This is a genomic window from Paenibacillus sp. HW567, assembly GCF_000374185.1.
In the GTDB taxonomy this organism is placed as follows: domain Bacteria; phylum Bacillota; class Bacilli; order Paenibacillales; family Paenibacillaceae; genus Paenibacillus_AQ.
Genome location: NZ_KB910518.1, coordinates 4,002,780 through 4,026,691, shown reverse-complemented (window position 1 = coordinate 4,026,691; position 23,912 = coordinate 4,002,780). Strand labels below are relative to the sequence as shown.

Genomic DNA, 23,912 nt, shown 5'->3' with positions numbered 1-23,912 from the left:
TCCGCAACATGCTCATTCTGTTTCTTTTGCTGGCAGCAATAGGAGGGGGAGGGGCATGGTACATTTGGAATGGCATGCAGCCGGTAGAGCCTGCAGGACCGGCCGTTACTTTTACGATAGAGAAGGGCATGGGCAGCTCGGAAATTGCCAATCTGCTTGAAGAAAAGGGCATTATCCGTAAAGGTTTGTTTTTTAAAGGCTATTTGAAGTGGGTCAAGGAAGGGTCCAGCTTCAAGGCAGGCACTTATACCGCCAGTCCCGGCATCACCTATGATTCACTGATTACCCGCCTGAATGCGGGCGATGTCGTGAAGAAGGACACCGTCCAGTTCACAATCCCGGAAGGGTATACGGCAAAGCAGATTGCCGACAAGCTGGCGGCTGCCTGGAATCTCAAGGCCGATGTATTCCTTAAAATCATAGATTCGGGAGATGGAGTGGAAGCCGTAGATAGATTGGGCATCCCTAAAGACAGCAAGCTGCGTCACCGCCTGGAGGGCTATTTGTTCCCGGAGACGTATGAGCTGGTCAAGGAGAGCACGCCGGAGCAGGTCATTGAAGCGATGCTGGAGCAGCTTGAGAAGAAGCTGGACAGTATTCCCGATTGGCAATCAAAGCTGAAGGAACGCGGACTCACTCTGCATGAGCTGCTAACGGCAGCTTCGCTGGTGGAGCGTGAGGTTGTGGTGGACAGTGAGCGTCCCATTGTAGCCGGAGTGATCTATAACAGGCTGGATAAGGGACAGAAGCTGGAGATTGATGCAACCGTACAATATTTGCTGGATAAGCAGAAGGAACGGCTGTATGAAAAGGATCTGAAGGTGGACAGTCCGTACAATACCTATAAGAACGAGGGTCTTCCGCCGGGACCGATCAGCAGCCCGGGGCTGCCATCCATCAAGGCTGCGCTTGAGCCGAAGGCTTCGGATTACTTCTTTTATGTAACCAAAAAAGACGGCTCTCAGGGCCATCTTTTCAGCAAAACCTACAAGGAACATTTAGCCAATATCAAAAAAAGTCAACAAAATTCGCGGTAACCGATTAAAATAGTGAGTGATGCGGTTTGAACCGCGAAGTAGGAGGGTGCAACATGACTAACAAACCGGAGCTGCTGGCGACAGCCGCTTCCTTGGAAGAAGCAGAGGTGCTGCTGGAGGCCGGGGCAGATGCGCTGCTGATTGGGGATGACCGCTTCGGCATGCGACTTGCCGGGCATTTTTCACTGGAGGATACAGCGAAGGCCGTCAAGCTGGCTCATGATAAAGGCCGCAAGGTCTACGCCGGCCTGGGCGGCTTGATGCCGAACCGGCTGCTGGACGAGCTTCCCGCTTATGTGAAGGCCATCGGCGGTCTGGGTGTGGACGGCATTGAGTTCGGCGATCCGGCTGTGCTGGCTGCAGTGAAGCAGGAAGCGCCGGGGCTGAAGCTGCACTGGAACGCGGAGATGACCTCGACCAACTATGCGACAGCTAATTATTGGGGACGCAAAGGCGCCTCGCGGGTCGTTCTGGCCCGTGAGCTGAATATGGATGAAATGACCGAAATGGTGCCGCTGCTGGAGGTTGAAGCCCAGGTGCAGGTACACGGCATGACGAATATTTATCATTCCAAGCGCATGCTGGTGGCGAGCTACATGTCCCACCAGGGCCGTCCGAGCGATGGCGGAAGCCTTGGCAAGGAGCGGGGGCTGTTCTTGATCGAAGCGGAGCGCCCCAATGAGAAATTCCCGATTTACGAGGATGCGAACGGAACGCATATTATGAGCTCCGACGATATTTGCATTCTGGAGGATCTGCATTTCCTGCTGAAGGCCGGGGTGCACAGCCTGAAGATTGAGGGCCTGCTGAAGCCGGTTGCCTACAACGCGGCAGTGGTTAAGGCTTACCGTCATGCAATCGACCTGTACGCCGCTGACCCGGAGGGCTACGCCTTCCAGGAGGAGTGGATGGACAGCATCCGTGCGCTGCAGGACCCTGAGCGCGAGCTGTCGTTCGGATTCTTCTATAAGGAACAGGTGTATTAAATAAAATAAAAAAATGCTTTGCTGTTTTAAAATTGAACTTAAAGATTAACCTTAAAGATAAAGTAACGGAGGGAAGGTTTGGAACTGGAGGAGCGGAAGCGTCCGCCTGAGAGCTTTCCGTAGGAAAGCTGGCATCGTAAGCATAAGCTGTCTTCGGATTTCAACCGCCTCTAGCGGTAATAATCAAGAAATCTGAAGACAACAGCGGCCGGAAGTCCAAACACTTCCCGCAGTTACGTTCATATCTGAAGGGAAAGGTTTAGGTTTGTTTTATACAGCAAAGAAATGGAGGGGAGAACAGGAATGGGAACCATGACAAAGCCGCAATACAAAGGCAAACGTTACCGTCTGGACAAACCGGAGCTCCTTGCTCCGGCGGGCAATCTGGAGAAATTGAAATTCGCCGTGCACTATGGTGCGGATGCAGTATATATCGGAGGCCAGAAATACGGCTTGCGCTCGGGAGCGGATAATTTCAGCTTCGAGGAAATGCGCGAGGGTGTGGAATTCGCCAAAAAATACGGAGCGAAGGTGTTTGTCGCCACGAACATCTACGCCCACAATGAAGATATCGCCGGGATTGAAGAATACCTGCGCAACCTGTATGAAGCGGGCATTGCCGCCATCATTGTGGCCGATCCTGCCATTGTCGATACTGCCCGCCGCCTGGTGCCGGGGCTTGAGGTGCATCTCAGCACCCAGCAGTCCACGCTGAACTGGCAAGCCGTGTCCTTCTGGAAGGAAGAAGGGCTGCCGCGCGTCGTGCTGGGCCGTGAAACGAGCCTTGAGGAAATCGCAGAGATTAAGCAGCATGTCGATATTGAGATCGAGAGCTTTATTCACGGGGCGATGTGCTCGTCGTATTCCGGCCGGTGTGTGCTGTCCAACCACTTTACGGACCGTGATTCGAACCGTGGCGGCTGCTGCCAGTCCTGCCGCTGGAAATACGACCTGTTCGAGGATGCCCGTCCCGAAGGCACATGGGTCTCCGAGGAAGAACAGGCCATGACGCCGCTTCCGCTACAGCCTGGGGTAACCCAGCTTCCGCTGCATCAGCCGGAGGATAACCAGTTTTCGATGGGCTCAAAGGATTTGTGCATGCTGGAGAGCATTCCCGACCTGATCGAAGCCGGTATTGACAGCTTCAAAATTGAGGGCCGCATGAAGTCTATCCACTATGTGGCGACGGTTGTCAATGCTTACCGCAAGGCCATCGACGCTTATATGGCTGACCCGGAAGGGTATGTGCTGAAGCCGGAATGGCTGGAGGAGCTGCAGAAGGCGGCGAACCGTCCGCTGAATACCGGATTTTTCTATGATACGCCGGATCACGAGGATCATATTTACGAGCCGGAGGAGAAGGCCGCTCCTTATGATTTTGCCGGACTGGTGCTGGAGTATGATGCCGTGAACGGAACAGCGCTCATTCAGCAGCGCAATCACTTCAAGCCGGGACAGGAGGTTGAATTCTTCGGACCGGACAATACGTTCTTCAAGCAAACGGTAGGCGAGCTATGGGACGAGGCAGGCCAGCCGCTGGATGCCGCCCGCCATCCGCTGCAGAAGGTGCGCATGAAGGTGGATCAGCCTGTTGCCTATTTTGACATGATGCGTAAGAAAAAATAATGTTTTCAAAAAAAACTCACCAACCCGTGCCGGATTTGGTGAGTTTTCTTTTTAACCTTATTCCAAGGACCGGTGCTTCTCTTCAATCGCCTCCAGCAAACCAAACAGCAGCTCATTCGATGGACTTAACAATGTTTCGCCTTGCGCCAGCATTTCCGCCGGGTTCTGAACGTATAGGCCCTCTTGGAGATCATCTTCCCCATGCCTGATTAATTGTTGAATGCTCTCCCTGCTGGATTCCAGATGAAATTGCAAACCAATCACGTGCTCGTCATAGACATAAGCTTGATTGGCACACCCCAGGCTTAGAGCCATCTTCTGCGCTTTCGCAGGCAAGCGGAACGTGTCTCCATGCCAGTGAAAGGGGGTGAATTCCTGTGGAAAGTGGTGTAAAAAAGCCGATTCTCCGGCACGTTCTGTTAATTTGACCGGAAACCAGCCAATTTCCTTCAGATTATTCTTATACACTTCCCCTCCGATAACCTCTGCAATCAATTGAGCGCCCAGACAGATTCCCAGCACCAGCTTCCGGGCTTGGATGACCTCCTTGATAAATTGCTTTTCCCCTTGAAGCCAGGGATAATCGCTTTCTTCATAGACTCCCATCGGACCGCCCAGAACAACAAGCAAATCAAATTCCGAAAGCGAGGGAAGGTGCGGCTGGTCGTAGAGCATCGTGATTGTCTGTTCGTGGCTGTTTTTGCGTGCCCATTCGTCCATTTGCCCCGGCCCTTCAAAATGAACATGCTGTAAATAATGAATTCTCATATTTTCACCCCCATCGTATTACGAACCATACTTTGTTAGTATAGCAATCATTGGAATGCTGGAAAATATCCAAGTGTCATATTATAGAGCAATCCATAGTAATAGTGATGAGTACGGTTTGCAAGCATGTCCCTCCAGAGTCCAGACTGGTTTATGTTACGCCTTCGCACCAGTGTGCGGTTGGAGTCATCATGCCGGAATCACGCAGGCACCGTAAGGAATGGATGCCGGGCCTTGCCAAAGCAGATGAAGCCGTCATCCGGCAGGGGATTTACCGGCTCGCTTGTTCGTCCGTGAAGACATCGCTGTTCTTATTTCCTTGATGATCTAAAAGCCACTCCTATTATTTGAAATAAAATGGAGATTGACTAAAAAATATAAAGAATCAGAGGTAATTTCTAAAGAAATCTAAGCAATTGGACCCATACTGCCGATATATAAAGAGTGAACGCTTACATATTTCTTCTAATCTAACTGGCAGGTGATTGTGATGGGAGCTCCGAAAAAGGAGAACGATGGAGAAAAGCAGAAAGAGAGAAGGATGAACGTGAAAAAGAAGAATAAGAGCAATAAAATGCCGCCGCTCGTCCAAAAAGCCGAAACAGACCTCTCCGAAGATGCACAGACAACTGGTAAAGGTGAGGTTAAGAAGAGCGGCAAGCTATCCGGCATGACCCTTAAGGGTGCGCTACATAGTTCAGTACGTCAGGTAAAGAGAGTCAACCCGATGAAATCGGTCGGCGTTAAGTTATTCCTTATTTTCCTATCCTCAATCATAGTAGTGGTACTGGCTCTAGGGTTGCTGTCCTATACTAAGGCTAAGAACACTATCAAGGCTAATGTATCAGAAGCGAACCGCCAGACGATAATTCAGGTTTCGGAGAAGCTGGATATTACCTTGAAGCAATATGAGAACCTGGCACTACAGCTCTTCTTCGATACGCAAATGCAGACCAATCTTACACAATTGGCAACTGCAGAATCCAGCTACGATAAGTTTGTTGCGACAGATGTCATTAGCAAGAAGCTTTCCAGCCAGACGACTACGGACTCTAACATTGTCGCAATTTCCCTGATTCCGACTTCGCCTGATTCCGATGTTATCACAAGCGGCAGCTCCGGACTGAAGATGGACGGAATCAGAGATCAGGAATGGTTCAAAACGGCGGTTGCCAATGCTGAGAAATATCAGTCCCACTATTCCAAGGAAGAGAAGACTGCGCAGAACTACTGGTTCCCGGCAGCCGTATCGGGCAACGGCGGGAAGAATGTTGCGATGATAAGATCGCTTAAGAATCTTTCTGCCGATTCAGGATATGTGATCCTGCTTGAGCTGAAGAATACGCTCCTTGAAGATTCCTTCAAGAGTGTTATGCTCGGAACCGGCTCACGGATTCAGCTCGTTTCACCGGATGGTACTGTAGTAGCTTCTTCTGTGCCTGCCGAGGACGGCAAGGCGTCGGAGCTTACATTTATTAAAGAGAGTAAGAGCAGCAATGAGAGCCAGGAGGCCAAATATCCAAATGGTGACAGAGTGCTGGCTGTCTACAATCCTATGGCGAATGCGGACTGGAAGCTGGCAGGTGTTGTTCCGACAGGATCACTGGTTGAGGCGGCTACTCCAATTCTGTTTACGACCTTCCTGGCAGCGGCAGCAGCAGCTCTGCTTGCCGTTCTGCTCGGCGTGTGGATGGTGCGTATGATCGCCAATCCTCTGGCCCGCCTGAAGGATCTTATGATCGAAGGCGCAAAAGGCGACCTGAGCGTACGTACAGAATATGTATCGCGCGATGAGATTGGACAATTGTCCGCATCGTTCAATACGATGATGGAGCGGATTACCGAGCTGGTTGCCCAGACAACAGATACAGCCCGTGAAGTGCTGGAGACGGCTGGCGAGCTTGGGGAGGCTTCCCGCAAGACCGCAATTTCCGCGAAGGAAATTGCCGCAGCTACGGAAGAAATCGCCGGCGGCGCCGGCAGTCTCGCTCAGGAGGCTGAACGTGGAAACGAGTTGACAGACTTGATCGGTACACAAATGCAGAGTGTTATTGCTGCAAATGCGGAGATGGACGAGGCTGCACGCGGAGTTGGTGAAGCGAGCGGACATGGAGCGAAGCAATTGGAAGAATTGCTGAAGCAGACCAGCCGTACCGGTGAGATGACTACAGCGCTGGTCGACCGGGTCAACAACCTGAAGGATACGGTCTTCTCGGTGATCAAAGTGCTGGATGTAATGAAGAACATCACACAGCAGACGAACATTCTGTCGCTGAATGCAACCATCGAGGCGGCAAGAGCAGGCGAAGCAGGGCGAGGCTTTATGGTGGTTGCCGATGAAGTCCGGCAGCTTGCTGAGCAGTCGAAGGATTCGATTGCCCTTGTAGCCGGAATTACGGATAAGATTATTACCGAGATGAATGAAACTGTAGCGGTATTGTCTGAGGTTGCCCCGCTCTTTAAAGCGCAGATGGGCTCCGTAAAGAGCACCACCGATATCTTTGTATCGGTCAAGGGACAAATGGAGGATTTCATTACCAGTCTGGAGTCGGTTACCGGAGCCATCGACAGCTTGAATCACTCTCAGGGTGTCTTGTCGGATGCGATGGGCAACGTAAGTGCAGTAGCGCAGCAATCGTCAGCCACCTCGGAAGAGGTAGCTTCACTGAGCAACGAGCAGCAGAATGTGAGCGATCAGCTCGTTGCATTGTCGGGCAAGCTGGAGAGCGTGTCCACACAGTTGAAGGACAAGCTTTCGTTGTTCACAATAAAATAAAGCGTCGAATAGCAGCGTTATCCTCAGCGGAGACGTCCGGCAGCCATGCAACTGGCTGCGGGGCGTCTTTTTGCTGTAGGGGCATCGCTGGAACACAAAGTAATTTCCTTGTGCAACGGCACACTAACACGTATAATAATTTTGTTAGGTAATTGTTATGATGAAGGAAAATGTTAGGTAAAGCTGAACCAAGGAGAAGGACCGGATGAAAGCAAAACGCAGCCACAATTGGTGGTCCTACATTGGGGACATGAGCATGGAACGCAAGCTGCTCTTAGTGTTCCTGATTATCATTACACTTCCGCTTTCTTTTATCAGTGTGATCAGCTTCAAGAGTTATTCCGAATCCATACAGGCTAACACCGTTGCCTATTCGGAGAAGCTGATTGATCAGATGATGGATTCCATTGATGACTACATAGAGGATATGAAGCGGATTTCTTCAATGCCTGCCTATGTAAACGATATCAAACAGAATCTGATCCGCTCCAACCGGTATTATGAACAAAAAAAGATGATGGAGGGCAAGGGGAACAGCCCGGGGCTTGCTCCCGGCGACTTCGATCTGCTGCTGTCCATTCAGCGCGGGATTGAAGGGAATATCTCCTTCATTAACAACATCAAGCGGGGGACGAACTCTGTCTATATATTCGACGGCTACGGTAACGGATATTATTCCGCCAAGGATGGCGGCGTCCGGCTGGACCTTGCGCAGAGCTACAAGTTCTGGAGTGAGCAGTCCAAGGATTCAAGCGGAGAGGCGCTGCTCTTCGGCACTCAGGCGTATACAAGCAATCTGCAGAGCACACGTTACGCGTTCACGATTGTCCGCAGAATTGTCGATGGCTTGTGGAATCCGATCGGACTGATTGCGGTGGAGGCCAACGTCAGCAATCTGGAGAACCAGGTAGCCGAGCTGGACAAGGTAACCCACGGCAAGTCGGTGATTGTGGACGCAGACGGCAAAGTCATTTATGACAGCGACCAGAAGCTGCTGACCACGGATATTTCCCGTTCCACACTGTTCCGCCAGGCTGTTGGAAGTGCCGGAAGTTTTTATGATACCGTGTCGGGCAAGGAGCGGCTGAATATTTATTCAAGCTCTGCCAAGACGAACTGGAAGGTCATTATTTCCATTCCTGTCGATGAATTGACCCGCGGGGTACAGCTTACCCGTAATGCCACCATCGCTGCAACCCTGATTATTGTGGTGCTGGCGCTGATCATCTCGATCATTCTGTCCTTTGCCCTGACCAAGCCGCTGAAGCAAATGATTCAATTGATGAAAAAGGTGCAGAACGGTGATCTGGATGTGACCTTCCGTGTAAAACGCAGGGATGAGATCGGCTTGCTTGGCCATCAATTTAACCGGATGCTTGGCCGCATCAGGCAACTGATCCAGGATATTTACCGGATAGAGGAGCAGAAGAAGGGGGCCGAGCTGCAGGCGCTCCAGAGCCAGATCAACCCGCATTTTATTTACAATACCCTGGAATCCATTCGCATGACCGCAGAGATTAACGACGATGTTGAAGTTGCCGACATGATTTCCATTCTGGGCAAGCTTCTGCGCTACAGCACCAGTGAGCTGTCCGGCGCAACCACCATGAAGCAGGAGCTGCTGTACGTCCGCAACTATGTCGAGCTGCTCGGCTGCCGTTATCCAGGCAGATTCGTGCTGCAGATCGACGTACCGGAGGAGCTTGACAATTACTCCATGATTAAGCTGGTTTTTCAGCCGATTATTGAGAATGCCGCTTATCACGGGCTGGATGATACCAAACCCCAAATGCATCTCAGCATCAAATGCGAGATTGCGGAGCAGAAGCTGCTGTTCCATATTCGCGATGACGGCTGCGGGATGGATAAGGCCACTCTGGATAAGCTTAATGACAGCCTGAAGCATGAAATGCCGCCCAAGAAAAGCATCAACGGAGGCATCGGCATGAAAAATGTGCATCAACGGATACAACTGCATTATGGAGCGGCTTATGGCATCGAGGTATTCAGCGAGCCCGGGGAGGGGACGGATGTTATCTTATCTCTGCCGCTGCCAGGACCGCAAGCTTTGGCAAAAGAATGGAAGAGAACAGAGGGGGAATCCGCTTGAAACGGATGAAGTTACGCTGGGCCATGCATATCATCCTGCTGCTGTTCCTGCTCCTGCTGACTGTCGGCTGCAAGAACCGCAGCAATAATGGAGCGCTGCCGCCGCCATCGCCTGCGGGGGAGGAGGGCGTATCCAATCTGTCCGGCACAGTTGTCATGCTGACGAACCGGATTGACCTGATTGAGAATGGCACTTTCAAGGGTTATGCGGAGCAGTTCAAGAAAAAATATCCGGAGGCGAATGTAGAGTTCGAGGGCTTGTCCAATTACGCCACCGATATTCTGGTCCGCTTGTCCACCAAGGATGCCGGGGATGTGCTGCTGCTGCCGGTCAACCTGCCGGCGAAGGAGCTCGGCAATTTTTTTGAACCGCTGGACGAGGCTTTGTCTGCACAGGAAAGGTTCACTACATTTTCGACCTATGACGGCAAGAGATACGGGCTGTCCACGGGCACGACTACAAGCGGAATTGTCTATAACAAGCGGGCTTTTGAAAAGGCGGGCATTACAGAGGTTCCGCGGACGCTCGATGAATTCTACGCAGCCAGCGCCAAGCTGAAGCGGGCGGGGATTACGCCGCTCTACATGAATTACGGCGCGGTCTGGCCGCTGCGGGAATGGGGCAACAATCTGGTCAATTATATGACAGGCAATCCCGATTATATGAACAATATGGTTCAGCAGGACAGTCCCTGGAAGATCGGAAATGAATGGGGCAAGGCACTTCAGATTGCCAGAACGATGATCGCCAAAGGGTACGTGGAGGATGAGCTTTTCTCGAATAATTGGGAGATTTCCAAGACCAAGCTGGCAAAAGGGGAGGCCGGCATGTATCTCCAGGGAAACTGGACGATCCGCCAGATTCTCGATGCCGGAGCGTCTTCCGATGATATCGGATTTTTCCCGTTTCCCTACGACAATAGCAGCACGCGTTATGCTCCCCTCAATCCCGATTGGTTCATAGGGGTCAGCAAGTTCAGCAAGAACAAGGAGCTTGCGATGGCATGGATGAAATTCTTTTTGAAGGATACTTCGTATGTAGCGGATTGGGGATTCCTGCCTCCCGATGGTTCAGAGGAGCCGTCCATGCCGCAGTACCGCGAGTTCCTCTCTTACAATCCCAAGCTGGTAGAGGCTACAGTCCAGACTGATGCTTTTATTGATATGGCGAACCGTTCGAAGCTGAGCTTCTGGTCGGGCGACTATATTCAAGAGCTGATTGCCGCGCCGGATTTGCAAAAGTCCTTTGATCAATTAAATGAGAAATGGAAGGAAGCGCGGGCAGGCCAGCAGGCTTCACCCCAGCCGCAGGGCATCAATACAGAGTCAAGATAATTATTGTGGAGGTATTACATATGGCTAAAAAGGTTACTATGCAAAAAATCGCCGATCATCTCGGTGTGTCCAAGTTCGTTGTCTCCAAATCGCTCTCCGGCAAAGGCGGCGTCAACGAAACCACCCGGGAGCGGGTGATTCAGGCGGCATCGCAACTGGGATATTTTACACAAAAAAATGCCTATGTGCAAAATGTCAAACGTCCCTCCCAGGCAGCGGGCAGTGACCGGAACAAGCAATCCGTCCTCGTGCTGATGCCGAATATCCGCTCACAAACACAGGATTCACTCTATTGGGGCAAAATCGTCGATGGCATTGCGCTCGCCCTGGATCAGGAAGGTCTGGGGATGGTCATTGTGTCAGAGCACCGTGCCGACAATTTCATCAATGTCCTCAATCCCAGCGGTCTGCTCGGCCTTATCGGCGTAGGACAGATCCCCACGTCACAACTGCTGGAGGTGCACCGTATCGGCCTGCCGATGGTGCTGATTGATCATGAGGACCCGCTTATTCCAAGCGATACGGTGTTTGCCAACAACATCGACTCTATGACCCGGCTCAGCAATCATTTGATGGGGATCGGCCATACTTTGTTTCATTTTATCGGCAATATCCGCTATTCCCGCAGCTTCCGCGACCGCTGGATCGGCTTCCGCAGCGCGCTGGAGGAGAGCGACATGAAAACTCCTGCCGGCAATGACGAGATGCTGCTGCTGGAGGGGATGGATGACGGCTCGTTCCGGGAAGAGTTCAAGCTCTGGATGCTCAAGCGTAAAAAGAACAAAACCTTGCCGACCGCGCTCGTCTGCGCCAATGACTCCACTGCGCTGACCGTCTGTGAGGTGCTGCGGGAAGAGGGGCTTGCCATCCCGGCCGACATTGCCGTTACGGGCTTTGATAATATAGAGGATGCCGCGCGTGGCGTGCCGCCGCTCACTACCGTGCATGTGCCCAAGGAAGCTATGGGCCGGGCCGCAGTAGAAAAGCTGCTGAACCGCATCCACAACCCGTCTACACCGCTGGAGAAAATCCTGATCTCCGCGGATATTGTCCACCGGGATTCTGTGGCGGGGCCGCGGGATTAGGTATATTATTTTTGCAGGAAGCTCATATAAGCTAAGATGCACGTTCCAATGGGGATGCGGCCATCTATTGTATTTCATACATTAGAAAAACCATCTTTTGCTGCACAAAGAGGTTCTGTTGTAGTACATGCAATAGATTTCCGCTAGATTGTAGCGATTGAGGTTTTTTAAGGATTTTGATTGTACAAAGTACAATAGAATCAACAAATCAGGACTTAATGCCGAAATCTATTGCACAAAATACAGTAGATGGTGTTTGAGTATAGCTTTTTGAACACAGGAGATGATCTATTGAGCGCTGTATTGACAGACCCGACGACACATAAGGACTGGATTGTGCCGCATTCGTTTCAGTGGTATGCCGGATTGGGGAGTCTGACCGGGAAATACGCTTATCCCTGGAAGTCGACGGTTGCGGGACGGGATGCGGAGGAGATTTTTGCCCAGGAGGTTGCCGAACTGGTTCCGGGAAAAAGAGTGCTCGACATCGGCTGTGGTCATGGAGATTTTACCATTCAGTGGAGCCCCGTCGTTCAGCACATTGTTGGTCTTGATGTCACTGCCGATTTTATTCAGACCGCCAGCAGTACCGCTCTTGCCAATGTGTCATTTGTGACGGCTAACACTAAGCACAGGCTTCCTTTTGAAGATGATGAGTATGATTGTGCCTATAACCGCAAAGGCCCTGCCTCCGCATACCCTGAGCTTACCAGGGTCATCAAAAAGGGCGGCCGGCTAATCGCACTTCACCCCGGCGACAGGCAGTCGCCTGAATTGTCAGTGCTTTTTCCGAGGCTCTTTGGCCCGCAACAGGAGGGGACTCCGGTATTGAATAAGATAGAGCAGTATGTACAAGCAAGCGGGTTCGCCGCAGCTAACATCGAGACAGTCACCGGCACATATTATTTGCACGAACCAATCGACGTTGTACGCCTTCGCTGCTTCGGGCAGACCTCTGCGGTGCATGAAATGGTAATAAGCGACAACATGCCCGAGATCAACCGGATCTTTGCCCGGCATCAGACCGCTCAAGGCTTGCCGACCACGGCGGACTATTACATACTCCGCGCAACGGTTTAGGTCGGACACTGACTGAGTACATCTGCAAAAACAGGAAATAGAGCAGATATTGTTTCTCTTTTTTGCGTGAATTCACACCTGTATACTTGTGTCATTCATCAGGAAAGGTGTGATAAATGGTGGCTGCAATACCCAGGGCGGAGAGAGGGCTGCGTGTCTTCTGCTCGCTTGTTTGTTTTCCATTGACTTTAATACAGTGGCTGTTGACACAAAAGAACAAGCTAGATGTTAAACCTCCAGGCGAACTGATAAACGTGGGTACAGGCCAGCTCCACCTGCAGGTCACGGGAGAAGGGGAGCATACGGTTGTTCTCGAAGCGGGGATGGGAGGCTGTTCCCTCGACTTCTCGCTAGTTCAGCCGGAGCTGTCCCAAATTGCCAAAGTAATTTCTTATGACCGTGCGGGATTGGGTTGGAGTGACAAGCCTCTGGAACGGGCAACCTGCAGGGATTATGTCCGGGATCTTCGACAATTGCTAAAGACAAAGGACTGCAAGCCCCCTTATCTGCTTGTAGGCCATTCCTATGGTGGAATGATTGTAAGATTCTTCGCTGCGGAATATCCAGAGGAGGTAGAGGGGCTGCTGCTTATAGATGCTGCACATGAAAGCCGATATCTTACGGAGGAAATGAGCGATCAGAGAAAAAGACAAATTGCTGCACATAGGAAGCAGTACAAGCTTGGGTATCTGCTCGCACCAACAGGGATTCTTAGTCTGCTGCAAAAGCATGTTGGAGCCCGCCATCTGCCAGCTTCAATGCAGAAAACCGCCCGCGTTCTAGGATATCGCAGTAATGCCTACTCGGCCGTCTACACTGAGCTGCTAGATGCGGAAGAAAGCGCATTGCAGTTGAGGGCAACTGCCTCTCTACGTGAAGATCTGCCGATTACCGTATTAAGTGCCGGTAAACAGGACGCAGAGTGGAAGCAGGGGCAAGCAAAGCTGGCTGACGTATCTCCTGCAGTTAAGCAGGTCATCGCCGAAGACAGCTGGCATTCCATCCAGATCCATAGACCGGATATAGTTATTGCAGCAGTTAAGGAGCTGATCACTGAGTTAGACAATCCACAGCAATAACTAATACATAAAAAAGCGGCCCCAGTGGATTCATCCACTAGGGCCGCTTTTTCTTCCTGCCAACACTCCCACAAAATGAACTTGAGACCCCCATTAAGGGGAAGTAACGGAGGGGAGGTTTGGAACTGTAGGAGCGAACGCGTCCGCCTTTATGTTTGGATTTCTACCGCGATCAGCGGTTCCAATCAGGAAATCCAAACATAACAGCGGCCGAAAGTCCAAACACTCCCCGCAGTTATGCGCAGCACCTAGAATGCTCCGCCCTCAATTTCATCCTGTCAACACTCCCACAAAATGAACTTGAGACCCCCATTAAGGGGAAGTAACGGAGGGGAGGTTTGGAACTGTAGGAGCGAACGCGTCCGCCTTTATGTTTGGATTTCTACCGCGATCAGCGGTTCCAATCAGGAAATCCAAACATAACAGCGGCCGAAAGTCCAAACACTCCCCGCAGTTACGCGCAGCACCTAGAATGCTCCGCCCTCAATTTCATCCTGCCACACCCCACAAAATGAACTTGAGAACCCCCATTAAGGGTGAAGTAACGGAGGGGAGGTTTGGAACTGTAGGAGCGAACGCGTCCACCTTTATGTTTGGATTTCTACCGCGATCAGCGGTTCCAATCAGGAAATCCAAACATAACAGCGGCCGAAAGTCCAAACACTCCCCGCAGTTACGCCACCACCCCAAATGCCCCCCTTCAAGTTCATCCCAACTCTACTTCAACTCAAGATTCCGTTCAATCAAAGCAATCCGCTGCTGCACGCAGGCATAAGAGCGAAGCGGGTCTTCAGGTGTGTTCAGCACATAATCAAGCATCTGGTCAACCGTTGTGGTGGCCACATGGATGCGTGTGTCGGAGGAAGCGTAATAAATGTAGATGTCTCCGTTGTCACGGGCGATTACGCCGTTGCAGAAGACTACGTTGGATACGTCGCCGACGCGTTCTTCGCCGTCTGGAGCGATAAAGTGTCCGCCCGGAGCATGGGTTACTTTATTAGGCTCTTCCAGATCAGACAGGAAGGCATATAGCACATAACGCAGTCCGGCAGCGGTGTTGCGCACGCCGTGGGCGATGTGCAGCCAGCCGCGCGGTGTTTTGATAGGCGCCGGGCCTTGGCCGTTCTTCACTTCTTTAATGGTGTGGTAATAGCGCTGGTCCATGATGGACTCGCTGGTGATTACAGCATTCTCGATGGTCTCGGACAAGCCCCAGCCGATGCCGCCGCCGGAGCCGGCGTCGATGAAGCCGTCCTGCGGACGGGTGTAGAAGGCATATTTGCCGTCTACGAACTCAGGATGCAGCACAACATTGCGCTGCTGGGCGGAGCCGGTTTTCAGGTCGGCGAGCCGTTCCCAGGTTTTCAGATCCTTGGTGCGGGTAATGCCGCATTGGGCAACAGCGCTGGACAGATCGCCATGCGGGGCGTCTGGATCTTTGCGTTCGGTGCAGAACAGGCCGTAAATCCAGCCGTCGGCATGTTTTACCAGACGCATGTCGTAGACGTTGATGTCCGGGTCTTCGGTCTCAGGCAGCACGACAGGGCGATCCCAGAAGCGGAAGCCGTCCACACCGCTGTCGCTCTCGGCTACGGCGAAGAAGGATTTGCGGTCATTGCCTTCTACGCGGGCGACGATATAGAATTTGCCGTCCAGTTCGATTGCGCCCGGATTAAAAATACCGTTCACTCCGATTCTTTCCATGAAATAAGGGTTGGTTTTCGGGCTGAAGTCATACCGCCAGATAAGCGGCGCGTGCTCTGCTGTAAGCAGGGGGTATTGATAACGGTCATAGATGCCGTTGCCGTAGGGAGCCTTCTCATTTTTGCGTGCGATCAGCGCCTCATAACGTTCCGTTAATTGCTGTTTGCGTTCCTCAAAGCGTGTTGTCATTATTTTGTCTCCTTTATGGTTAGTGTAAGCCGTCCAATCATTTCGAAGCAGGCTCTGCTGTTATGATAAGGACATTTCCAAGCGCTGACCTTCGGCTCGTGAACCAAGGGCTGCAACGCTTCATCCACGCCCCAGTACCATTCACCAAGCTTGTGGTCAACGATATATTTATTGGTAAAGCTCCAGGAGTTGCCGGCAGCTTCCAGAAAACGCGCATCGCCGGTCATCTGATAGGCATTGTAAAAGCCGACAATGGCCTCAGCCTGCGGCCACCAGTCTCTGGATTTTTCGATCAGGCCCTTGCTGTCCGCCTCATTCCAGATTCCGCCGTCCCCGGCGATTCCTTCTGCAAGTGTAGCCTCGGCCATCGAGACAGCTACTTTGCGCACACGCTGAAGCAACGCCTCATCCCCCAGCACTTCAGCCGCTTCAACCAGCAGCCAACTGCCTTCAATGTCATGCCCGTAAGAGATGACTTCTGATTTTACATGCCACTCTTCATCGAGGAACAGGTGGAAGTGCTTGCCTTCGTCGTCAATAATATAGTCCAGCATCGTTGTGATCAGCTCGGCCAGCTTGCTCTTCAGCTCATCCGATTTCCATACCCGGTACAGCCCGGTGTAGCCTTCCAGCACATGCAAATGGGTGTTCATGGACTTCTTCTCATTCATATCCTTGGTGCTGAGTGTGAGATCGTCGGTCATCTGCCATTCCTGGGACAAGGCTTCAATATAACCTTTATACACGGGATCATAGCCGTACTTCTCAACCAGATGGAACAGCTCCACAGCTTTATCCAGCGCATCCTTGCGTCCGGTGGCATGATGGAATTCCGACAAGGCATAGATGGCGAAAGATTGCCCGTAAATTTGTTTTTTGGGCTGGGAAGCTGCACCTTTCGCATCGACCATCCAGTAGAAACCGCCATGCTCTTTGTCCGTGAAATACTGGAGCAGATAGTCGTAGGCACGTTCAGCCATCGCAAGATACTCATCTGTGCCGTATAGGCGGTAAGCGCTCGCAAATGTCCACAGAATCCGCGCATTCAGCACAAGGCTTTTCTCCGCACCGGCTACGACCTTTAACCGGCTGTCGATTTCACCGACAAAACCGCCGTGCTCCTTGTCCAGCGTATGCTCCATCCAGAAGCCCAAAATGTTGTTCTTCAGCTCATTCTCCATTTCCTGCCGCCAAACTTCAGGTGAATTGCTCATATGCTTCGGTTCACTCCCTCATTATTTATTAGTCTTGGAGCTGTAATACTCATGAATGATGTTTGCAGCCGCTTTGCCGTACATGCAGTAGTCGTCATTGCCAGCCGCCGCTTCCAGCGGATAAAGACGTGCGGGCCAATCCCAGAGCATAAAGCCCTGAACCCAATCCCGGCCTTCACAACTGTGGAACATTGCCCGGTAATACCGGCTCTGCTCTTCCTCACAGGGCTCGCCCTTTAAGGACCAGTCATTAGGGATGGCAGCGCTGCCTGTACGGCTGGGGCAACCCGCTTCCATGAAGAAGAAGGGTTTGTTATACTGCTTCACCACCGTTTCGATCCGGTCAAGCTGCGCTTCCCAGTCATGCTCGGGATAATAGCCGCTTGAGGAGATCACATCCAGATCATCCCACCAGGTCACGTTGTCCTCTTGATATTTGTCGCAATTATAAGTGAGGATTCCGCTATACAGCTTGCGCACTTTGGCAATCAAGGCCCGCCATTCATCCGCCCGCCTGTCTGACATCACCAGCTCGCACCCGATGCAGAACATCTCGCAACCGCTTTCTTCGGCAATCGCAGCATAATGCAGGATGAAGTCAGTATAAGAGCGGAACCATTCCGACCACTTAGGCTCACACGGGACATCCTTGTCGAAAAAGTTGATGTGGGCCCGCCAGGTGCCGTCTGCACAATTCACAATAGGCTTCAGGCAAACCTTGAGATCTAACAGCTTCGCCTTGCGGATCGCCCATAGCACCTCATTATCGGTAACTGTTGGCTCTTCCCGGTAAGGAATTTCCGTTGATTGTGGAGTTGCCTGGATTGCGCTGAAGGCAATGGCCGTCCAGTTTGCACCGGTAACGGATTTCATAAGGTCCATAGAAGCCTCAGCCTCTTCATTTGCCCAAGTGCCGCGTTTCCCCATGAAACCCCAGGTTACGCCTCCGACATATTCGTTCTCTAGTAGCATGCTCAGACAACCTCGCTTTATAGAATAGTAGGAGAAAGGCATAGAAACTTTTTTCGAATTTTGTTATATTGTTATTATTATTTTGTTAGTTATTAATAACAATAACACAGATTAGTTATAACCCTTTTTATGAAGGATTTCAAGGGCAAAATGAGCAAAGTAAAGAGAAGACTATAAAAGAGCAACACAGCACATTTGCTACCTGAGAAATTGCGCATATAATTGATAATGATAGCGCAATCATTACGAGCGGGAGCATAACTGGAGGCGATTAGCTAGTGATCAAGGTTATGATTGCGGACGACGAGGAAGTCATTCGGCGCGGACTTGAGAAGATTACTTCCAGAATGGATTTGGAAGTCAAGGTTATCGGTTCTTACGGCAATGGGGCGGAGGCCTGGAATCATCTCCGGGAGCTCACCCTGGAGGATATAGACCTTCTGATTACAGACATTAAGATGCCAAGAATGGATGGCTTCGGGCTGATTGAAGAGGCCAGGGGACATTTGAAGGAGCTTCCCATCGCCGTGCTCAGCGGGTTCAGTGAATTCGAATATGCCCGCAGGGCTATGCGGCACGGAGTGCTTGATTATTTGCTTAAGCCGATTGAAAAAGCTCAATTGTACGATTTACTCAAGAGTGTCGCGGAGAACAAGAAGCTTAGGGAAGCGGCAGCCGAACCGGAGGAAATACCGCATGGCGGGGAGCATTACGTTGTCGAGCAGACCAAGAGCATTCTCGAAAAGGAATACGGCCAGAACTTTGAATTAGAGCGTCTCGCAGAGATGGTAGGCATGAATGCGAGCTATATCAGCCGTCTGTTCAAATATAAGACAGGCCAGACGATTACGGATTATCTGATCGGCATTCGGATCGCGAAGGCCAAGGAGCTGCTGATCGGACAGCCTGATCTGAAAAATTACGAAATCGCCGAACGGGTCGGCTACAGTGATCCTGTCTATTTCAACAAGCTGTTCAAGAAAATGTGTGGTATGACTCCTAAGGATTACAAAAGCGGTTACAGAGCACCTAGAGGCTAGTCTTAATTACAGGCTATATTATAGGAAAAGATTTTCTGCGGAGGGTGGCGAGCCCTCCTTTTTTTGCTGTCTTTTTCATAAAAATAGATAACAAAATAAAATAACATAAAACAAAAATAACAAATTTAAGACCAGAAAAAACAATTGAAACCATCGTTTTGATTTTGAAAACGATTTATAATGTGTTTGTAAGCGATAACATCATTGCTTTTCAGACGAAACGGAGAATCCTCTGATTTTCTTCTAGAATTTGTTTGTCAGGTAGTGATGGTTATTGTTAGTATTTTGTTATTATTAACACCAGGAGTCATAATGAAGAGAGGGGTCAACAAAAACATGAAGACAACCAAAGCAGTTACAAGCTTGGCGGCACTGACACTGATGGCCGGTTTGTTCGCAGGCTGTTCATCGAACAACAATAACACGGACAATGCAGCAGCAACGAACGCAGGAAATACAGGCACGAACACCGAGGCGACAGCCGCTCCAGAGGGCGATGCAGCAGCCAAGGATATCAAAGGCGATATCACAGTAATCACACAGAGAACGGACATTGTTGATACCGTATTCAAAGATTACGCAGCGAAGTTCAATGAGAAATATCCGAATGTCAAAGTAAACTTCGAAGCGCTGTCCAGCTATGAAGATCAAATTAAGATCCGCATGAGCACTAGCGATTACGGTGATGTGCTGCTGCTGCCTACCAGCGTAGCGATTAAAGACCTGCCGGACTTTTTTGAGCCGCTGGGTAAAATGGCCGATCTGGAGAAGCAATATACCGGTCTGGAAGAACGCAGTGTAAACGGCATTTCCTACGGTATTCCGATTACAGTTAACTTCTCCGGTGTTATCTACAACAAACAAGTATTTAAGGATGCAGGAATTACTGAGGTTCCTAGAACCTTTGACCAGTTCATGACTGCTCTGCAAAATATTAAAGACAAGACCAAAGCCGTTCCGCTCTACACAAACTATGCCGCCGGTTGGACATTGACCCAGTGGGAAGCGGATCTGGCAACCGTTGCCGGGGACCGTGATTACGTGAACATCGGCCAAGTGGCTTCCGACGACAACTTCGTTAAGGGACAACCGCACTACGACCTGTACAAACTGATGTACGATGCAGCCAAGAACGGCCTGATCGAAGAAGACCCAACAACAACAGACTGGGAATCCTCCAAGGCTGATCTGGCGAACGGTAAAATCGGTACAATGATGCTCGGATCTTGGGCCATTGGCCAGATCAAAGGGGTGGCGAAGAACCCTGACGATGTCGGCTTCATGCCTTTCCCTACCAACGCCAGCAAAATTCTGGTTCCGTTGTCCGATGACTACAACCTGGGCATTAGCATTCACAGCCAGAATAAAGAAGCGGCAAGAGCATGGGTGGACTGGTTCATCAACGAATCCGGCTATCCTACGACAGAAGGCGGCGGCATGAGCCCGGTTAAAGGTTCGGCACTTCCTGAAATCCTCAAGCAATTTGACGGCACAGACGTAACCTTTGATACAATTGCCCCTGCAAAAGCCGGCCAGGAAGGCTGGGTGGACGCCATCGACAAGGAAGCTGAAATCGGCCTCTGGCAGCCTGACTTCAAGAAGGTCATCATCGAAGCTGCGATCGGCAACAGAAAAGACTCCTTCGACGATATCATGAAGGATCTGAACGATAAATGGAAAGCGGCAAGAGCTAAAGTTACTGCCGGAAAATAAGTCAACACCCGGCTAGACGCAGGAGTGAAGACAAATTCAAGAGAGCGGGAAGATGCCGGGAACGGCATTTTCCCCTTCACTTTTGCGAATTGGAGCAGGATTTGGAGTTATAAGCATGTGTTCTTATAGGAGGTGTGGAGAGTGCCCAAATTGTCCAACATGAGCTATAAAAATCAGCGGATTTTGATTATTATTTTATTTTCCTTGGTCCCGGTAGTTTTGCTGCTGACCTTCTCATATTTGCCAGTGTTCAAAATGTTCCAGTACAGCTTCACAAGCTGGGACGGCTTCAGCAAGCATATGGAATATGTCGGGTTCGACAATTACAAGACCATTTTCACCAAACCGGAGTATTTCGCCGTATTTAAAGTCAGCTTGTATTATTTCTTTGCCACCTTTGTCCAGATGGGACTGGCGCTTTATTTTGCCACAATTCTAAGCTTTAATGTCCGATTAAAGAACTGGTTCAAAGGCATTCTGTTCTTCCCGACACTGCTCAACGGTGTAGCAATCGGGTTCATCTTCCTGTTCTTCTTCAAACCGGAAGGAACCTTGAATACCATTCTTGACCTCGTCGGGCTTGGGGCCTGGCAGCAGAAGTGGCTGCTGAATCCCCACCTGATCAATATCTCCCTTGCTTTTGCATCGGTATGGAGATACATGGGGATGAACTTCATTATCTTCCTTGGAGCGATTTCCTCCATCGGCAATGATATTTATGAAGCTTCGGAAATTGACGGCGCCAACCGCTGGCATCAGTTCCGGCACATTATCCTTCCGAGCATCAAGCGCATTCTGCAGCTCAATCTGATCCTCGCCGTAAGCGGAGCGATCGGTGTATTCGAAATTCCGTATGTCATGACCGGCGGCTCCAATGGCAGCGGCACGTTTGTCATCCAGACCGTCGATGTGGCCTTTAAATACAGCAAGCTGGGTCTCGCTTCGGCAATGGCCGTTGTGCTTCTGGGTATTGTTGTTCTGGTTACTATTCTGCAGCGTGTTCTGATAAAGGAGGAGAAGTAAGAACTATGCATACTTTTAAATATACCGCAGCTTCTTTCTTCAAATACCTCACTTTAGTTCTGGGAGCGCTGGTGGCGCTGATTCCGATTATCGTGGTCTTCTTCGCCTCTCTAAAAACAAATGCCGAGTATGCCTCAACGGGTCCGCTTACTCTGCCGGAGAACTGGCTGAATTTCTCCAACTATACCAAAGCCTTTGTAGATGGCAACATGCTGCGCGGTTTTATGAATACAATTATTATCGTACTGATCTCCATTGCCGGCGCTACACTTACCGGTTCGATGATGGCGTACATTCTGGCCCGTTTCAAATTCAAGGGCAGCAAGCTGCTGATGGGGGCTTTTCTGCTGGCCACGCTGATTCCAGGGGTAACAACCCAAGTAGCTACCTTCCAGATCATCAACTCGCTGGAACTGTTCAACACCCGCTGGGCGCCGATCCTGATGTACCTGGGTACAGATATTATCGCCGTCTATATTTTCATGCAGTTCCTGGACTCCATTTCCGAATCGCTGGATGAATCAGCGATGCTGGACGGAGCGTCGTATTGGACAATTTACTGGAGAATTATACTGCCGCTGCTGATGCCCGCGATTGTAACGGTAATTATTGTAAAGGGCGTCAACATCTATAACGATTTCTATACCCCTTTCCTTTATATGCCAAAAAGCAGTCTGCAGGTCGTATCCACCGCACTGTTCAAATTCAAGGGGCCATACGGCTCACAGTGGGAGGTTATCTGCGCCGCGATTATGATAGCAATCATTCCGACGCTCATAGCATTCGTAGCTTTGCAAAAGTACATTTATAACGGTTTTGCGCAAGGGTCTGTAAAATAAAACCCGGTAAGAGCAAATACCCGCTGAAATTCAAGCACGCGTAACCATAATAGCAGCCACTGCTGCGCTAAATTTGGAGGGAATTTACGATGAAAGAAGTTAAGCTGATTGGATGCACGAATGTGCCGAATATGCCTTGGCAGGACAGACCTGCCGGAAACGACAATCCGGTCTGGAGACATGACAGCAACCCGGTTATCAAAAGAAATCCGGCAAAGGGCGTTGCGCGCATCTTCAACAGCGCCGTTGTTGCTTATGAAGGCAGCTTCCTCGGTGTATTCCGTGTAGAAGACAACACAACCCGCCCTCACCTGCGGATGGGCTACAGCGTAGATGGCCTGGACTGGAAAATTGACGACAGCCCGATTCAATTTGTGGACGAAGCAGGCAACCCTTATATGCCGCGTTATGCTTATGACCCGCGCCTGGTTAAGGTTGAAGATACCTACTACATCATCTGGTGTACAGATTTCTATGGTGCAGCTATCGGCGTTGCCAAAACCCAGGACTTCAAAACCTTCATCAGCCTGGAAAATCCGTTCCTGCCGTTCAACCGCAATGGCGTGCTGTTCCCGAAAAAAATCAACGGCAATTTCGTGATGCTGTCCCGTCCGAGCGACAGCGGACATACGCCTTTTGGCGATGTGTTCCTGAGCGAAAGTCCTGACTTCGTGTACTGGGGCAAGCACCGCCATGTTATGACCAAAGGAGGACAAGGCTGGTGGCAGAGTGTCAAAATCGGCGGCGGCCCTGCGCCAATCGAAACCACCGAAGGCTGGCTGATGTTCTACCACGGCGTTACCGGAACCTGCAACGGTCTTGTGTACAGCATGGGCGCAGTTATCCTGGATAAGGATGAGCCGTCGAGAGTAAAATACCGCTCCAAAAACTTCGTGCTTACACCGGAAGAATGGTACGAGGAAAGAGGTTTCGTGAACAACGTGCTCTTCCCTTGCGCCACCCTGAACGACGCTGAAACCGGCCGCATCGCCATCTACTACGGGGCAGCCGACACTTATGTAGGCGTGGCTTACACCACTGTACAAGAAATCGTGAACTACGTGATCGAGACTCATGAAGAGGTCGGCGATGATGCCGGCTTGGGCAAGATCTAATCGGTTAAAGTGCTGTTTGGGCAGAAGCAATGGTGAATGCCGCGAAGATGTAATGGGGGATTTGTGATTTTTGGTGCTTGCCGCGTCTGCCTGAGCAATGCCTGCCCCTGTTCACTGAGGCGGAGGGGCAACCTATTGCAGAATGTACAGCAGATTGTTGCTTTTTCATTCGAAAAATTGATTCTATTGCACTTCCTGCAGCAGATTCAGTTCAAAAGTAAC

19 protein-coding genes are annotated in these 23,912 nt (G+C 50.7%); 15 read left to right on the top strand and 4 right to left on the bottom strand.

The window, feature by feature from the left end; all coding sequences use genetic code 11:
- Positions 1-8: 8 nt before the first annotated feature.
- The 3 genes from mltG to B212_RS0118240 all read left to right on the top strand — a co-directional run bounded on the left by mltG (position 9) and on the right by B212_RS0118240 (position 3,649).
- Positions 9-1,037, top strand: coding sequence for an endolytic transglycosylase MltG (gene mltG / locus B212_RS0118250; RefSeq protein WP_036669645.1), 1,029 nt, complete (start codon positions 9-11; stop codon positions 1,035-1,037).
- A gap of 53 nt (positions 1,038-1,090) precedes the next feature.
- A complete protein-coding gene (locus tag B212_RS0118245) occupies positions 1,091-2,023 on the top strand; it encodes a peptidase U32 family protein (RefSeq protein ID WP_019912419.1) in 933 nt (310 codons plus the stop codon).
- Between the two features lie 303 nt (positions 2,024-2,326).
- Positions 2,327-3,649, top strand: coding sequence for a peptidase U32 family protein (locus tag B212_RS0118240; protein WP_019912418.1), 1,323 nt, complete (start codon positions 2,327-2,329; stop codon positions 3,647-3,649).
- 57 nt (positions 3,650-3,706) lie between these two features.
- Here B212_RS0118240 and B212_RS0118235 read toward each other — a convergent pair whose 3' ends face one another.
- Positions 3,707-4,417, bottom strand: coding sequence for a type 1 glutamine amidotransferase (locus B212_RS0118235; protein ID WP_019912417.1), 711 nt, complete (start codon positions 4,415-4,417; stop codon positions 3,707-3,709).
- Positions 4,418-4,608: 191 nt separating this feature from the next.
- On the opposite strand from B212_RS0118235, the gene B212_RS35745 reads away from it, so the two are divergent.
- The 7 genes from B212_RS35745 to B212_RS0118200 all read left to right on the top strand — a co-directional run bounded on the left by B212_RS35745 (position 4,609) and on the right by B212_RS0118200 (position 13,881).
- Positions 4,609-4,740 carry a hypothetical protein gene (locus B212_RS35745; protein ID WP_019912416.1) on the top strand — a complete coding sequence of 44 codons (132 nt, stop codon included), beginning with the start codon at positions 4,609-4,611 and terminating at the stop codon, positions 4,738-4,740.
- 218 nt (positions 4,741-4,958) lie between these two features.
- Entirely contained in the window at positions 4,959-7,193 is a 2,235-nt protein-coding gene (locus B212_RS0118225) for a methyl-accepting chemotaxis protein (RefSeq protein WP_232231564.1), read from the top strand.
- A gap of 205 nt (positions 7,194-7,398) precedes the next feature.
- On the top strand, positions 7,399-9,303 hold the full coding sequence (locus B212_RS0118220; protein ID WP_019912414.1) for a cache domain-containing sensor histidine kinase: 1,905 nt from the start codon (positions 7,399-7,401) through the stop codon (positions 9,301-9,303).
- Between the two features lie 5 nt (positions 9,304-9,308).
- A complete protein-coding gene (locus tag B212_RS0118215; RefSeq protein ID WP_036669643.1) occupies positions 9,309-10,637 on the top strand; it encodes an ABC transporter substrate-binding protein in 1,329 nt (442 codons plus the stop codon).
- A gap of 20 nt (positions 10,638-10,657) precedes the next feature.
- Positions 10,658-11,722, top strand: coding sequence for a substrate-binding domain-containing protein (locus B212_RS0118210; protein ID WP_019912412.1), 1,065 nt, complete (start codon positions 10,658-10,660; stop codon positions 11,720-11,722).
- Between the two features lie 291 nt (positions 11,723-12,013).
- A complete protein-coding gene (locus tag B212_RS0118205; RefSeq protein ID WP_019912411.1) occupies positions 12,014-12,802 on the top strand; it encodes a class I SAM-dependent methyltransferase in 789 nt (262 codons plus the stop codon).
- 254 nt (positions 12,803-13,056) lie between these two features.
- Positions 13,057-13,881 (top strand): alpha/beta fold hydrolase, encoded by an 825-nt coding sequence (locus B212_RS0118200; protein ID WP_232231490.1) that lies wholly within the window; start codon positions 13,057-13,059, stop codon positions 13,879-13,881.
- Between the two features lie 717 nt (positions 13,882-14,598).
- Here the strand turns inward: B212_RS0118200 and B212_RS0118195 are convergent.
- From B212_RS0118195 to B212_RS0118185, 3 genes are read right to left on the bottom strand one after another with little or no spacing between them, the layout of a single operon-like run.
- Entirely contained in the window at positions 14,599-15,774 is a 1,176-nt protein-coding gene (locus B212_RS0118195; protein WP_019912407.1) for a glycoside hydrolase family 130 protein, read from the bottom strand.
- Positions 15,774-16,988: an AGE family epimerase/isomerase gene (locus tag B212_RS0118190; protein WP_019912406.1), complete on the bottom strand. Its 1,215-nt coding sequence runs from the start codon at positions 16,986-16,988 to the stop codon at positions 15,774-15,776. The genes B212_RS0118195 and B212_RS0118190 overlap by 1 nt, the downstream gene beginning before the upstream one ends.
- A gap of 21 nt (positions 16,989-17,009) precedes the next feature.
- Entirely contained in the window at positions 17,010-17,960 is a 951-nt protein-coding gene (locus tag B212_RS0118185) for a glycoside hydrolase family 113 (RefSeq protein WP_028530913.1), read from the bottom strand.
- Between the two features lie 278 nt (positions 17,961-18,238).
- Between B212_RS0118185 and B212_RS0118180 the strand changes: the two genes are divergently transcribed.
- From B212_RS0118180 to B212_RS0118160, 5 genes are all read left to right on the top strand, one after another.
- Positions 18,239-19,000: a response regulator transcription factor gene (locus tag B212_RS0118180; RefSeq protein WP_019912404.1), complete on the top strand. Its 762-nt coding sequence runs from the start codon at positions 18,239-18,241 to the stop codon at positions 18,998-19,000.
- A 336-nt stretch (positions 19,001-19,336) separates the two neighbouring features.
- Complete coding sequence (locus tag B212_RS0118175) at positions 19,337-20,713, top strand: ABC transporter substrate-binding protein (protein WP_028530912.1); 1,377 nt, start codon at positions 19,337-19,339, stop codon at positions 20,711-20,713.
- Positions 20,714-20,854: 141 nt separating this feature from the next.
- Complete coding sequence (locus B212_RS0118170; protein WP_019912401.1) at positions 20,855-21,736, top strand: carbohydrate ABC transporter permease; 882 nt, start codon at positions 20,855-20,857, stop codon at positions 21,734-21,736.
- Positions 21,737-21,741: 5 nt separating this feature from the next.
- Positions 21,742-22,575 (top strand): carbohydrate ABC transporter permease, encoded by an 834-nt coding sequence (locus tag B212_RS0118165; RefSeq protein WP_019912400.1) that lies wholly within the window; start codon positions 21,742-21,744, stop codon positions 22,573-22,575.
- 89 nt (positions 22,576-22,664) lie between these two features.
- Positions 22,665-23,690 carry a glycoside hydrolase family 130 protein gene (locus tag B212_RS0118160; RefSeq protein ID WP_019912399.1) on the top strand — a complete coding sequence of 342 codons (1,026 nt, stop codon included), beginning with the start codon at positions 22,665-22,667 and terminating at the stop codon, positions 23,688-23,690.
- Positions 23,691-23,912 lie beyond the last annotated feature (222 nt).

What these genes read in the sequence shown, in the direction of transcription:
- B212_RS0118215 (WP_036669643.1), top strand. Translation starts at nt 9,309, where the DNA reads ATGAAGTTACGCTGGGCCATGCATATCATCCTGCTGCTGTTCCTGCTC.
- B212_RS0118185 (WP_028530913.1), bottom strand. Translation starts at nt 17,960, where the DNA reads ATGCTACTAGAGAACGAATATGTCGGAGGCGTAACCTGGGGTTTCATG.
- B212_RS0118240 (WP_019912418.1), top strand. Translation starts at nt 2,327, where the DNA reads ATGGGAACCATGACAAAGCCGCAATACAAAGGCAAACGTTACCGTCTG.
- B212_RS0118220 (WP_019912414.1), top strand. Translation starts at nt 7,399, where the DNA reads ATGAAAGCAAAACGCAGCCACAATTGGTGGTCCTACATTGGGGACATG.
- B212_RS0118235 (WP_019912417.1), bottom strand. Translation starts at nt 4,417, where the DNA reads ATGAGAATTCATTATTTACAGCATGTTCATTTTGAAGGGCCGGGGCAA.
- B212_RS0118160 (WP_019912399.1), top strand. Translation starts at nt 22,665, where the DNA reads ATGAAAGAAGTTAAGCTGATTGGATGCACGAATGTGCCGAATATGCCT.
- B212_RS0118165 (WP_019912400.1), top strand. Translation starts at nt 21,742, where the DNA reads ATGCATACTTTTAAATATACCGCAGCTTCTTTCTTCAAATACCTCACT.
- B212_RS0118210 (WP_019912412.1), top strand. Translation starts at nt 10,658, where the DNA reads ATGGCTAAAAAGGTTACTATGCAAAAAATCGCCGATCATCTCGGTGTG.
- B212_RS0118225 (WP_232231564.1), top strand. Translation starts at nt 4,959, where the DNA reads ATGAACGTGAAAAAGAAGAATAAGAGCAATAAAATGCCGCCGCTCGTC.
- B212_RS0118195 (WP_019912407.1), bottom strand. Translation starts at nt 15,774, where the DNA reads ATGACAACACGCTTTGAGGAACGCAAACAGCAATTAACGGAACGTTAT.
- B212_RS35745 (WP_019912416.1), top strand. Translation starts at nt 4,609, where the DNA reads ATGCCGGAATCACGCAGGCACCGTAAGGAATGGATGCCGGGCCTTGCC.
- B212_RS0118245 (WP_019912419.1), top strand. Translation starts at nt 1,091, where the DNA reads ATGACTAACAAACCGGAGCTGCTGGCGACAGCCGCTTCCTTGGAAGAA.
- B212_RS0118190 (WP_019912406.1), bottom strand. Translation starts at nt 16,988, where the DNA reads ATGAGCAATTCACCTGAAGTTTGGCGGCAGGAAATGGAGAATGAGCTG.
- B212_RS0118175 (WP_028530912.1), top strand. Translation starts at nt 19,337, where the DNA reads ATGAAGACAACCAAAGCAGTTACAAGCTTGGCGGCACTGACACTGATG.
- mltG (WP_036669645.1), top strand. Translation starts at nt 9, where the DNA reads ATGCTCATTCTGTTTCTTTTGCTGGCAGCAATAGGAGGGGGAGGGGCA.